Genomic DNA, 10,890 nt, shown 5'->3' with positions numbered 1-10,890 from the left:
TGTTTTTTGTTCTTTTCTCAGCTGCCGTTCAGTATCTTGGTGAACCCGATATACAATGATTCCTTTGTCCTTGCAGTCAAGGCAATCATATTCAGCCTTTTCTTCTGAGGCGGCCTGTTCCGCTGAAAATTGGGCTGACCTGTCCCGTAGTTTTTTGAGAATGCCCGCCATTGCCATGTCCGTACTTTGTGTTTTGTGAGCTATCATGCTGTTTTTTCTCCTTTCTCTTCTGCGTAAACGGATTTGATAGAACTGCTTCAATGTAATTTAAACCAACCTTGCTGCCCTTGTTCCTGAAAGCCTGTTTCATAGCCTCCATGACCTTCTCCTCGCCGTAATCTTCAACCATATAGCCAATTCGCTGAGCTTCAATTGGTCCGATAGTACGGGCGACTTTGTTCTCGAATAATTCAAAGACATTTTTCACTTTTTCATCAACTTCCTTTCTTTCTTCCGACACTTGGACAAGGTCCTTCTTCTTGTTGTAATTGCCAAGCTGTATGTAATCCGCGTAATTCAGAACTGTAACAATAAAGCCGCGTTTTTGCGGCAGCCTGTCCAGTTTTAAATACTCCTGCTTGACCATTCTGTCTAACGAGTATTTGATCTGATCGGATGACCAATTAAAACGCTTTGCTAATTCCACAAGCTTAATGATTGTCTGACCGAGTTCTAAATCCTGATCCGCTCTATACTCTGCCCGTTTGAATAAATGATCGTATATTGTCTCATCCCGTGAATCTTTAAATGGCAGGCGGGGTAAAATGACATATCCTAGTCCTTGCGTATCCATATCGCTCACCTACTTCCTTTTACACACTGCTGTTAGAGCCTTAAAATCAATATCTGTTAATTCTAAAGATGGTTCATTCGTCTTCAGATAGTCCGTTACATACCGTGTATATAAGCCCTTCCTCATATCACGCCTTACTGTCTTAACCAGCCAGTAATAACAATGCGGAATCGGAACCTTAATTAAATCCTTTTCCATCAGCTGATCAGCTCCGAGAAATGAATGATACTGTTTAACTGATTTGTTGCACGGCAATATTTGCATCTCTCACACCGCTCCGGCTTTTCGCCGCCGTGTTTCACTTGCAGGATACGACCCATACGCTGCTCAATCTCTTCAAGCTCTACTTCCATTCGGCCCTTATCGATATTGATGACTGCTTTATCCGGCGGATCCTCTTTAGATACCCCCACGATAAGAGGCTCAAGCCACTCGTTACGCCCAGTCATACGCTTTTCCATTTCTGCGTAGAGCGCCATCTGTCCGATGTATCCGTATGCTTCGACAAACGAGCAATAGCCTATTTCCGGATTCCACACCTTTTCTCGAAGTGAACGGGTTGTTTTCAGATCTGCAAAACGGCTGCCGGCCGGGTTGTATACGTCCAGCTTGCCTTTCCATGGAACACCGAAAAGTTCAGCCGTTACGATAACTTCCTTTGCTCCTTGCAGAACGAACATACAGAGTTCGTCATGTTGAATCGCCTCAATCATCAGATCAGCTAACTGATATTGCTTGTACAGTTGGCCTTTTTGTGTAAAAAGTGATGGCGTGTTTCTCTTGAATTCATCAAATACCTGTTTCCCTTCAAGCCAGGCATGAACATATTGACCGAAGAGGAGAGCTTCTGAACCCGGCGGCACCCATTCACCGTTAATCTTGGCCATTGTTGCCGCCTCGCATTGCAGAAAGCTCTTATATTGAGAATTTGACATGTAATATCTATCAATCTCGTTAGAATAGTAATTCTCCTTGTTTAGCGCCGGAATCGTCCTCATCAGCAGGATCACCAGCCTTTTTCTTTTTTTCATCTGCCTTCCCAACTTGCTCTTTTTGCTTTTTAAATTCTTCTTCAGCCTTTGACTTAGTCGCGCCTGTGGCCTTGATATTGAAGTAATCCTCTTTCTTTGCCATCCCATCACGAAGGGACGTGTAAATGCGTCCAATTTTCAAGAAATCTTGTTCAGTGAAAGCATCGATCGAATTGCCGATGTATTCCTGGATCATTTCTTTTGTAACGCCAAACTCTTTTTTGAAAAGAGATAAAGCGTTTCTGAGACGATCCTCCAAAGGTTCTTTATGACCGCTGATTAACGTTTGCTGACACATATCAACCGCAGCATCTACGATATCGCCTGGAATTACTCCAAGTATGCAGGCACGCAACCGCCGCGCGCCTTGATTAGCAACCATTTCATAAATATCCCTTGGATCATCAAGCTTTGTAATAGCACCGCGCGCTTTCCGTTCATGCTTAACCGTGAAAATCTTGGTTTGACGGGTATTCGTTTCGAGGTCCCAGGCATAAGCCATGACAGACGATTCTCCTGCCTTCTGTTCCAATTCCATAATCCCGTAATCAATGTTCCCCCAGTTCTGCGCCAACGCTTCAGCAAGACGTATAGAAGGACCAGATACTTTTGAGCCGCCTCGGGGATATTCGTACACCGCGTTCTCGGCCAACAGCCTCCGTTCACATGCTTTCTTAATCCGATCGAACGCCGCGTATACATCCCGCGGGAATTTCTTAGCAATGACCATAGCAGCCTGTACCTCTTGAGCTTGGCGACTGACCATAGCTTCGGTAGTCACGTTGGTTGCCTGTTGAGGTGCGGGCATATAATCTGAGTAATCTACCTGAGACAATCCATTCATTTTGCTGCCACCTCTCTCAAATAAGCTTCTGTGCCGCGCCTCTGCCATTCTCGGTATGCGTCCATTGATGGAAAACTGAATACAGGACGGCCATACTTGTCAAATGTAATTGAACCGCCAACCTGACTTAAACGTGCCTGGTCGTCCGCCCGATCGCTGAATGACACTGTAATTGATTTTGCCATTTATAAAACCTCCATTGTTTTCTATGAGGCGTTTTGATATAATTAGGTTCCAATCAATAATCAAAACGCCTTACGAAGTCCACTTTGCCGAGTGGGCTTTTTTATTGCGCTGTTTGAAATTCAAAACCAAGCTGCTCCTTTAAGTACCGTTCAAGATTATCCCTCAAAATTACCTCGCCGCTGTCGATTACATAATCATCTGTTGGCATTATGATGTCCCCAAAAAAATCCTTTTTTATTTCAGGTTCTGACGTTTTATCGTGCCAGTTGTTCAAAACCATTGGATTTTCAATGTTCATTGCGAGCACCTGCTTATTACAGTTAAATTAATACCTCGCTGCTGCATTTTCATAGCTACATCGTACAAACGGCCTTTGTTTGCTAACCGGTTAATATCCTCCGTCAAAACTTTTATGCTTCCGGCTAAGCTAATGGCCTCCTCGTAATCACCATCACGCAGGGCCTCACATAGCATAATCGCCAATTCTTCTGCTGAATCCACTTTCCGTTTAGCAGCTTCTAAATCTGATGTAAGAAATTGATTGTTGTTCATATCGTAATTGCCTGCCTCTCCTCGTGTTTTGCCATTGCTACTTGATCAACTAGCGCTTTTCTTGTCCACCTATCCGCTAGTTCTTGTATCTTTAAACCGTGTCCGCGAGCTAGTGAATAGATGAGTGTCTTGTTTGCCGGGATAAGATCGAAAATCTGTTTAATATCACCCATTGGCAGTTCACCTGCCCTCCTACCCGGCCTGTCACTTGCCAGCCAACGGGCTAGATGTTTTGTTGCTTCCAAGGCCTCTTCCAACTGATGGACCATATTGATTACCGCGGCACTTGCACTTTCATTTAATGCAGGATCAATGGGCGCAGGCGCTGTTGGGTGCAGACGGAAAAGATAATGCACGAGATCAATATGTTCATAGGCTTCACATACTTCAAACCATTTAATGCATAGTTCAGGAGTGAGTTTGCTAAAGCCATTTTCCACATCAGAAACATATCGTTGATCCTTTCCCCCAATTAAATTACCGATTTGATACTGTGCAAGGCCCGCCGATTTTCGCACACTACGCATAATCTGCGGTAAATTTCGCAAATTGTATGGGTTGTTCTCCATATGTTTGCCTCCTGATATATTCAGTTTTTTACTGGTAAAATTTAAGTAATTAAGGAGTTGTCCAATTTGATCTCCACAGTTTTATAGAAATTGTTTCAAGCAGTTTCTGATGAAATAAACTTGTTCACAAAATAAATCTGACCTTTTCCCGTTACCTTTGGTGTTCGTGTGGTTCTAATTGAACCGTCAGGGTTATTCATTGTTCTCTTCTTAATTTCAAAGAGACCCATATCCATACTTCGCTGTGTCGGTAGATTGAAAGACTCGCCTGTCTTACGAATCAGATAACCATTATCACGGAGCCATTGAAATAACTTGTTAGGCCCAATCTTAACGCCATTCTGTTGAATGATTTTCGCTAGCTCGCCAACAAGCACAGACGATTCAGACGCTTCCACAGCTTCGGCGAAAAGAGCTTTTGGCTTCATAGATTCAATTTGCTTATTTTGCTCTTTTAGTGTGTGAAGGGTTGTTCTGAAAAGTAATTTAGTATGTTCGTCTACATGCGACAAATATGTCTGAATGAACTGTTCATCATTTGCGACGTATCCCCCAGTTTTTCTGATTGTAGGGATGACTTCAATTGCTAACCAGTCTTGAAATTGCTCAGCAATTTGATTAGATGCTTTGAAAGCTAGCTTGTACACCAGTGATTCAGGGATGAAATCGCCTTTCCCAACTTCTTGGGAAAGATACTTGTTTAAATATCTGTTGATCGTTTCCCACCTGATATACTCTTTGTTATTTTTGGTTTGTGTGAAGCCAAGTGATTTTGCTACCTGTTCAACATTGAAAAGAATTTGATCATCCTCCATTTTGGCTTCAACTTGGAAGATTCCATTTTTGAATGTTTGTACTTGATTCATGCGGTTGCCCCCTTACGGATATACTGGGTATTTTCCTCCACCCAACGGGTATTTCTTTCAATCCATTTAAATAGCAGCTGGGTTGGAATTTTCTTGCCGAACTCATCATTTACCGGGAAATCAGGTCGCGACATGAGTTCAGACATTTTTGTTTGGCCGCATCTGAGTACTTTCATCGCTTCTTCTCTGGTTAAGATGTGAGGTAGCTCATTCAACGCCCCCAGCCGCTCGACTAACATATCTGTTGCCCTTTCAGCAATTTTTGCTGCAATTTGATCAATGAAGTTATCGTCGTATTGCATGGTAAACATACTTGGTACCTCCTATGCTGTGTTTGATTTTTGTTTCGAAACGACGACATTTTCTTCAAAAAAAAGCGTCCAATCGACATCAAAGTTGTTAGCAATTCTCTTTGCTAGTTTTACTGAAGGATTTCTCTTTCCTAATTCAATGTTCGCGTAAGCACCTCTAGAGATACCAATTTCCTCAGCTGTTTCCTGTTGGCTTTTGTCTCCACGGATGTCTATCAACCATTTCCTCAATAGATTCACCCCCTTATTTGCGTCGAAACGAATCATTTGTTTTTATGATATCGTCCATTAGAAACAATGTCAATAACTTTTTCGTCGTTTTGACACAAAACTTTATTTGTTTCATTTCGACACGTTATAATGTTTAATGAATGAGGTGAAATTATGTTTAAAGACCGGTTAATTCAACTCCGTAAAGGCAAGAAGTTAACACAAGAACAAATGGCTGAAAAGGTTGGCGTTCACAGGGGCACATATGCTAATTATGAAAGAGGCCATAGACAGCCAGACTATGAAACATTAGTTAAAATAGCTGATTTCTTTGAAGTCTCTACAGATTACTTGTTAAGAGGTCAAGAGTACTACCAAGATAAAGCTAAAGAACTCCGTAAGCAGAATGATGTTCGTTTTGATAATGTCGAAGGACAGGAACTGATGACGGAGGATGAAAAAGATAAATATCTTGCAGATGCTCTAAGGCGACTTGATGGAATTGAAAAAATGATTGCAGAGAATTTCAAAAACAAAAAAGAGGAAAAGTAATTATTCTTTATTGTTTATTAAGTTATTTCTGTTTACTAATAAGATCGGAACTTGAACCGGAATACAAATGAACCCGATCCGAAAGGATAATTTCACCATGTTCCTAATCCCTTATGGTTCAAGGGTTTTCAATCTTATTCTCATCTGAAACTGATCCGGACTTGATCGGAATCTCATCAGTAAAAATCGAGTCGTTGAGAAAAGTCCTGTTTTTAAATTTTGATTAGCCCTTTTAGGGCTTTTCTTTAAACAAAACACCAGAACATAAGTTCTTTTCCAGAATACATTAACTCTCCTCCCCCTACTCATTAATTTCATTTGTATTTAAAACAACTCCTATACTTAATCTAAGAGGTGAAAGAATGTATACCAAAGAATTAATCAAGGGTAAAAAATGGTTAGCAGTTGGAGAAGGCCCTCGTGACCCAGTCACCGGCAAACGAAAGCAAATTCCGCGGCGAGGCAAAACAAAAAAAGAAGCCGAGCAAAGAGTCCGTGATGCAATTGCAGCTTTAAATGAAGATGGCATCGATGAATCAAGAGTGAAAAAGATAACTTTTGATCAAGTCGCAGCCGAATGGTTGGAAGAGTATATGTTAACAGGGAAGAAAAAGAACACTGTCCGAATCAGACGAGAAGAGATAAAAATATTAAATGCCTACATTGCCAAATCCATCATCAATAAAATAACCTTGAGACAGTATCAAAAAATACTTAACAAACTAGCAGAACAAGGGTATTCACGAAGCACTATGAATGGAGTACATACGACAGCAGGCATGATATTTAAGTATGCTGTTAAAGTAAAGTTTCTTAAAAGCAATCCTATTGCAGATGCTATAGTGCCTAAAAAAAGAATAACCGTTGAAGAAATTGAAAATAACAACATAGCTGAAAAATACCTCGAAAAATCGGAGATCGAGGAATTTCTTTTAGCAGTTAAAAATCACGGTCTACACATGGATCTGGAACGATTTTATTTACTTGCTTTTTCAGGTATGCGATCCGGGGAGTTATGTGCCCTCAAATGGTCTGACATCAATTTCGAAACAAAAGAACTCCGGATAACTAAAACCATTTATTCAGAAAGTAATAACATGAGAGAGTATGAATTAACTCCACCCAAAACACCTGGATCAATTCGAACAATCGCTATAGACGATCAAATTATAGCCATGCTGAAAGCATATAAAACGAAAGTGAAAAAGATGCATTTGCAATCACAAACAAAATTATCTGAGTACCATAATGAAAACTTTATTTTCGCAAGAGCAAACGGGTACCCTTACCTGCCAAAAAGCATCATTTATCGGATGGAAAGAATTCTAAAAAAAACATCCATAAAAAAACATGCGACTCCTCACATATTCAGACACTCACATATCAGCATGTTAGCTGAAGCAGGTGTCGATATTGCGACTGTGATGAAAAGAGTCGGCCACGATGATGTGAAAACAACAATGAAAATCTATACCCACGTTACAAATAAAATGAAAGAGGATGCCTCACAAAAAGTTCAGCAAACTTTCGGAAGCATCCTCGATCTCGGGATTTCATAAAGAAATGTTATTAAAATGTTATTTTTTTAAGAAAAACGGATGACTAACCCTCTTGAACCCTTGTTACATCAAGGGTTTTTTTCGTTTTAGGAATCATATTATAAATAAGTTGTTCACTTACCGCACACTTTCATAACGTGTTATTTCCCTTTAAATTCAAGCTTTTGAGCACTTCTTAAGCAGAAACAAATTCACGCATTTTCATCCTTGAATGTGATTTTTGTTATTTTTGTGTTATTTTTTTAATAATATTCTTTCCTCACTCGAATGTACATCCTTATAATTTTCAAATGATATATAAACCAAATGGCAATTTCGAACGGAAATTATACGATTAATTTATAACGTGATATGCTTTGAAGAAAAACAGGGAATGATGGCGGCATTCGTACACTGTTAAAGTCTAAATAAAGGTGTAATTGCATCAAAGTGAAGTAATCTTAGGCATGTAAGAACTTTATAGAAATAAAAAAACTCCCAGATGGGAGAATTCACTAATCATACTCTCAGCTCAAAGGAGTGCCCGCTATATTACTTATTAGGTAAGCTTGAATACTGCTTGCGAATACTGTTATAATACCCAGATTATTCATATCTATCGCCCCCTGTGTAATACTCAAATTGATCAATCCTAACCCTATAATAACTGTCCAGACAATCAACCTAATAGTAATCCCGAGAGTTGAACTCGGCTCCTTATCTACGCTCAGGGGTGACGCTGAGCTCAGAGTACAATGTAGAAAGAAAAGCCCCATCTCACCTACGTCAGTAGCTCACGTAGGGACGCAAGCCTTCGGATCGACAGGGCTAATACACAATATTTGTAATTTGTAACCCAATTATACATAAGTCAGACTAAGAATGCAAGGTTTTTTTCACAACTTGTGAAGGAGTAAACTTCCAGTGGGAGTATGGATAATTCCATTTATTTATTATATCACCGTCATTACTTGTACTAACACCCACGTTGAAATTTGATCTGATTTCACATATTCGTTTATGAATATGCTTATAAAGCTTCTCTTTAGCAATTGTTCTTTTCCCACGTTTACCCGTTTCTTCATTTTTTTCTAAATGAAGTTTATTTAACCTAAAAAACATTGCTCCTGTCACAATATCAGCACATTGCAATATAACATGATCGTGCGAAGAAACTTCAACAATATCATCATACCGTATCGAGAGATTTGCATTTATAAAATCGTCAGATAATCTTAAGTCATATATAAAGTTTTTAAATTTATCAACTTTTGTTTTCTTATCCGGGAATTGATCAAAATATAAACGTAAATTGATTTTTTCATTAGTTAAATTAGAATATTTCAAACCAAAAGCGTGTTTTATAAATTGATAGTAAAGCTTAAAATAAGACTCTTCATGTTCTTCTTTAGTAAAGTGTCTAGTTATATCGTCACTTACTAAATTCTGTTGAAACATAACTCTCATTTTCAACTTGTTTTCTTGTAATAAATCAAAAAAGATATCCATTAAACCAATATATTTTTCTAAGTATGGAGCAGTAACTTTGGTCCATTTTACTTCACCAGTTATATTTGCTTCGCTTTTATATTTATTCAATCTATTAGTAACATCTTCTAAGTGTATTGATTTAACTAAAGCCCCGCCGTAAAAATTACTGCAAAGCTTTCCTCTTTTAGTAGACTCGTCACAGTAAATAAGGTATTCCAAAATTTCCCCCTCCTAAAACAAGTATACCTTATTTGCTGAAATTTAGAAATATTTGTTTCTTATTCGTCATACGGGCGGTACTTCTTCCGACCAGCTTCCAGTTCTTTTTTTTGTGCCTCAACATGGCTCAGAAGAAATAAACTCACTGTTCCTACTTTCTTAACCGGATTCAATTTCCCAGAGCTCACGAGAGCGCTTAAACGCTGCCTCGTGACACCGAGGAATTCTCCAGTTTCCGCTGCAGTCAGTACTTCTTTTTGAATGAACTGTATCTTTTCATTTTCTGTCATGTCTGTTCTCTCTCCAAATTAGAATAAAACCTTTTAGTATGGTGACGAACGCAGCCATATATAAGATGACAACTGCAATCTTCCCCAATGTTCCAGCTGTTTCAAAATCAATTGCAACAATACCCACTAATATAATAAACAACGTCGTCATATCTAATGTATTGTAGTGCTTTAAATATTTTTTCATATCATCGTGGACGTGATATAATGTAGGAGCAAGGGGATTACTCCCCTTGTCTTACTATGTTTTAGCGCTTCTTGCTTGTCCGGCGGGAGCGCTTTTTTCTGTTCTTCTCTCGCTTCTCGCTTTCCTTCTGCCAAATATCATAAATATTTTTGACAATGGTTACGATTCCAGCGATGATAAGAACTATGTTTCTGATCTCGTCCACTTTAGCACCTCCTTTCGATACTTTTATTATACCAAACCTATTTACAACGGTCAATAGGTTTACGTGAAATAATCTCCTTTATTGAAAATTTTTTATTCATATCTCCGCAAAATAAAAATATAGATAAACATCCTCAATTCCTTTAAAATGGAATCATCGTTTAAATCTAGGAGGAAGTTATGTCTTTATTTTATTCACTATTTGCAGCCCTAATGATAGTTGGAATATTCATAGGGTTGTGTCTGCTTGTTTTAAAGTCTACTAGAAAATTTGGAATTCAACTTACGATTGGATGTTTGTCAATCCTGCTTCTAATGTCTCTTGCAAACAGATTCATTTTTAAATTTGGAGATGAACATGAAGCAGCTATAACTCCACAAACATTTCATAAAATTAAAGAAGGCATGACTTATGAGGAAGTTAAGAAAATAGTTGGCGGGAAAGCTAGATCAGAAAGCAATTTATATGCAGGTTCTAAAGAATACGTTTATTCAGGGAAAGATGGGTTAGAAAGTGGATCAACAGTTACTCTGGAATTTGACGATGATGAATTAAATTTTATATCTGAAACAGGCTTAATTAGTAAGCGAGAAGATGAACAGAATGAAGATGAGGATACGACTACTGTTATAGAAAATGAAACAGAAGAAGATCAAATCAATGATTTAGTTGAAAACAATTTAAAAAACGTCTCTATCGATAAAATTGAATTGAATCAAGATATGAGTAAAAATAAAGAAAAGCAATACATAGCATTAGTTCATTTGTCATTCAATCTGAAAAATACTCCCGAAAGAGCAAAAAAAATAACGCAGACGTATAGCGAAGATCTAGCTGCTCGAATAGGCGACAAAATAAAAAGTGTTGACCAACTGATCATATTTTGGAAAATTCCCTACTTAAATGACAATGCCGTCCTCGCAAAAAATTCATACGTAAGATCTGGAAGTCACTTCATTATTGCCGATCAAGCATACCAACCACCTTTGCAATAAAATAAACTAAAGATATGTGTTTTCAATGATCAACCTTAAAGAGTCTCATAC

At 38.5% G+C, this 10,890-nt stretch carries 17 protein-coding genes and 1 pseudogene; 3 read left to right on the top strand and 15 right to left on the bottom strand.

Going from position 1 to position 10,890, the window contains the following annotated elements; translation table 11 throughout:
• The 11 genes and pseudogenes from RAH41_RS21040 to RAH41_RS20990 all read right to left on the bottom strand — a co-directional run.
• Positions 1-171: pseudogene (locus RAH41_RS21040) on the bottom strand (ATP-binding protein); the annotation flags it as partial.
• Positions 92-793 (bottom strand): DnaD domain protein, encoded by a 702-nt coding sequence (locus tag RAH41_RS21035; protein ID WP_032859408.1) that lies wholly within the window; start codon positions 791-793, stop codon positions 92-94. The pseudogene RAH41_RS21040 and the gene RAH41_RS21035, both read right to left, overlap by 80 nt.
• Positions 794-990: 197 nt before the next feature.
• A complete protein-coding gene (locus tag RAH41_RS21030) occupies positions 991-1,824 on the bottom strand; it encodes a PD-(D/E)XK nuclease-like domain-containing protein (protein ID WP_371979617.1) in 834 nt (277 codons plus the stop codon).
• Positions 1,748-2,668 (bottom strand): hypothetical protein, encoded by a 921-nt coding sequence (locus RAH41_RS21025; protein WP_025852621.1) that lies wholly within the window; start codon positions 2,666-2,668, stop codon positions 1,748-1,750. Before RAH41_RS21025 ends, RAH41_RS21030 begins: the two co-directional genes overlap by 77 nt.
• A complete protein-coding gene (locus tag RAH41_RS21020; RefSeq protein ID WP_032859263.1) occupies positions 2,665-2,853 on the bottom strand; it encodes a hypothetical protein in 189 nt (62 codons plus the stop codon). The genes RAH41_RS21025 and RAH41_RS21020 overlap by 4 nt, the downstream gene beginning before the upstream one ends.
• A gap of 101 nt (positions 2,854-2,954) precedes the next feature.
• Entirely contained in the window at positions 2,955-3,152 is a 198-nt protein-coding gene (locus RAH41_RS21015) for a YqaI family protein (RefSeq protein ID WP_014721404.1), read from the bottom strand.
• Complete coding sequence (locus tag RAH41_RS21010; protein WP_032859261.1) at positions 3,149-3,406, bottom strand: YqaH family protein; 258 nt, start codon at positions 3,404-3,406, stop codon at positions 3,149-3,151. The genes RAH41_RS21015 and RAH41_RS21010 overlap by 4 nt, the downstream gene beginning before the upstream one ends.
• Positions 3,403-3,975, bottom strand: coding sequence for a helix-turn-helix domain-containing protein (locus tag RAH41_RS21005; RefSeq protein ID WP_032859257.1), 573 nt, complete (start codon positions 3,973-3,975; stop codon positions 3,403-3,405). Before RAH41_RS21005 ends, RAH41_RS21010 begins: the two co-directional genes overlap by 4 nt.
• A 95-nt stretch (positions 3,976-4,070) precedes the next feature.
• Positions 4,071-4,841 carry a phage antirepressor KilAC domain-containing protein gene (locus RAH41_RS21000; RefSeq protein ID WP_025852631.1) on the bottom strand — a complete coding sequence of 257 codons (771 nt, stop codon included), beginning with the start codon at positions 4,839-4,841 and terminating at the stop codon, positions 4,071-4,073.
• The gene (locus tag RAH41_RS20995; protein ID WP_025852633.1) at positions 4,838-5,152 is read right to left on the bottom strand and encodes a hypothetical protein; all 315 of its coding nucleotides are present in this window, start codon (positions 5,150-5,152) and stop codon (positions 4,838-4,840) included. The genes RAH41_RS21000 and RAH41_RS20995 overlap by 4 nt, the downstream gene beginning before the upstream one ends.
• 12 nt (positions 5,153-5,164) lie before the next feature.
• Positions 5,165-5,383, bottom strand: coding sequence for a helix-turn-helix transcriptional regulator (locus RAH41_RS20990; protein ID WP_025852635.1), 219 nt, complete (start codon positions 5,381-5,383; stop codon positions 5,165-5,167).
• 153 nt (positions 5,384-5,536) lie between these two features.
• Between RAH41_RS20990 and RAH41_RS20985 the strand changes: the two genes are divergently transcribed.
• A complete protein-coding gene (locus RAH41_RS20985; RefSeq protein WP_014418220.1) occupies positions 5,537-5,914 on the top strand; it encodes a helix-turn-helix domain-containing protein in 378 nt (125 codons plus the stop codon).
• Between the two features lie 362 nt (positions 5,915-6,276).
• Positions 6,277-7,473 carry a tyrosine-type recombinase/integrase gene (locus tag RAH41_RS20980; RefSeq protein ID WP_025852637.1) on the top strand — a complete coding sequence of 399 codons (1,197 nt, stop codon included), beginning with the start codon at positions 6,277-6,279 and terminating at the stop codon, positions 7,471-7,473.
• An 855-nt stretch (positions 7,474-8,328) separates the two neighbouring features.
• Here RAH41_RS20980 and RAH41_RS20975 read toward each other — a convergent pair.
• The 4 genes from RAH41_RS20975 to RAH41_RS20960 all read right to left on the bottom strand — a co-directional run bounded on the left by RAH41_RS20975 (position 8,329) and on the right by RAH41_RS20960 (position 9,844).
• A complete protein-coding gene (locus RAH41_RS20975; protein WP_032859146.1) occupies positions 8,329-9,162 on the bottom strand; it encodes a DUF3800 domain-containing protein in 834 nt (277 codons plus the stop codon).
• A gap of 59 nt (positions 9,163-9,221) precedes the next feature.
• Positions 9,222-9,452, bottom strand: coding sequence for a DNA-binding protein (locus RAH41_RS20970; RefSeq protein WP_025852548.1), 231 nt, complete (start codon positions 9,450-9,452; stop codon positions 9,222-9,224).
• Complete coding sequence (locus tag RAH41_RS20965; RefSeq protein ID WP_071543341.1) at positions 9,439-9,639, bottom strand: hypothetical protein; 201 nt, start codon at positions 9,637-9,639, stop codon at positions 9,439-9,441. Before RAH41_RS20965 ends, RAH41_RS20970 begins: the two co-directional genes overlap by 14 nt.
• 61 nt (positions 9,640-9,700) lie before the next feature.
• Positions 9,701-9,844 carry a hypothetical protein gene (locus RAH41_RS20960; protein ID WP_162918044.1) on the bottom strand — a complete coding sequence of 48 codons (144 nt, stop codon included), beginning with the start codon at positions 9,842-9,844 and terminating at the stop codon, positions 9,701-9,703.
• A 179-nt stretch (positions 9,845-10,023) separates the two neighbouring features.
• Between RAH41_RS20960 and RAH41_RS20955 the strand changes: the two genes are divergently transcribed.
• Positions 10,024-10,839, top strand: coding sequence for a hypothetical protein (locus RAH41_RS20955; RefSeq protein ID WP_025852550.1), 816 nt, complete (start codon positions 10,024-10,026; stop codon positions 10,837-10,839).
• Positions 10,840-10,890 lie beyond the last annotated feature (51 nt).

The organism is Gottfriedia acidiceleris, from assembly GCF_036421055.1.
Lineage (GTDB): Bacteria > Bacillota > Bacilli > Bacillales > Bacillaceae_G > Gottfriedia > Gottfriedia acidiceleris_C.
The sequence above is the reverse complement of the archived record's forward strand: the minus strand, read 5'-3'. Positions and strand labels throughout refer to the sequence as shown.

What these genes read in the sequence shown, in the direction of transcription:
- RAH41_RS21035 (WP_032859408.1), bottom strand. Translation starts at nt 793, where the DNA reads ATGGATACGCAAGGACTAGGATATGTCATTTTACCCCGCCTGCCATTT.
- RAH41_RS21030 (WP_371979617.1), bottom strand. Translation starts at nt 1,824, where the DNA reads ATGAAAAAAAGAAAAAGGCTGGTGATCCTGCTGATGAGGACGATTCCG.
- RAH41_RS21025 (WP_025852621.1), bottom strand. Translation starts at nt 2,668, where the DNA reads ATGAATGGATTGTCTCAGGTAGATTACTCAGATTATATGCCCGCACCT.
- RAH41_RS21020 (WP_032859263.1), bottom strand. Translation starts at nt 2,853, where the DNA reads ATGGCAAAATCAATTACAGTGTCATTCAGCGATCGGGCGGACGACCAG.
- RAH41_RS21015 (WP_014721404.1), bottom strand. Translation starts at nt 3,152, where the DNA reads ATGAACATTGAAAATCCAATGGTTTTGAACAACTGGCACGATAAAACG.
- RAH41_RS21010 (WP_032859261.1), bottom strand. Translation starts at nt 3,406, where the DNA reads ATGAACAACAATCAATTTCTTACATCAGATTTAGAAGCTGCTAAACGG.
- RAH41_RS21005 (WP_032859257.1), bottom strand. Translation starts at nt 3,975, where the DNA reads ATGGAGAACAACCCATACAATTTGCGAAATTTACCGCAGATTATGCGT.
- RAH41_RS21000 (WP_025852631.1), bottom strand. Translation starts at nt 4,841, where the DNA reads ATGAATCAAGTACAAACATTCAAAAATGGAATCTTCCAAGTTGAAGCC.
- RAH41_RS20995 (WP_025852633.1), bottom strand. Translation starts at nt 5,152, where the DNA reads ATGTTTACCATGCAATACGACGATAACTTCATTGATCAAATTGCAGCA.
- RAH41_RS20985 (WP_014418220.1), top strand. Translation starts at nt 5,537, where the DNA reads ATGTTTAAAGACCGGTTAATTCAACTCCGTAAAGGCAAGAAGTTAACA.
- RAH41_RS20980 (WP_025852637.1), top strand. Translation starts at nt 6,277, where the DNA reads ATGTATACCAAAGAATTAATCAAGGGTAAAAAATGGTTAGCAGTTGGA.
- RAH41_RS20970 (WP_025852548.1), bottom strand. Translation starts at nt 9,452, where the DNA reads ATGACAGAAAATGAAAAGATACAGTTCATTCAAAAAGAAGTACTGACT.
- RAH41_RS20965 (WP_071543341.1), bottom strand. Translation starts at nt 9,639, where the DNA reads ATGAAAAAATATTTAAAGCACTACAATACATTAGATATGACGACGTTG.
- RAH41_RS20955 (WP_025852550.1), top strand. Translation starts at nt 10,024, where the DNA reads ATGTCTTTATTTTATTCACTATTTGCAGCCCTAATGATAGTTGGAATA.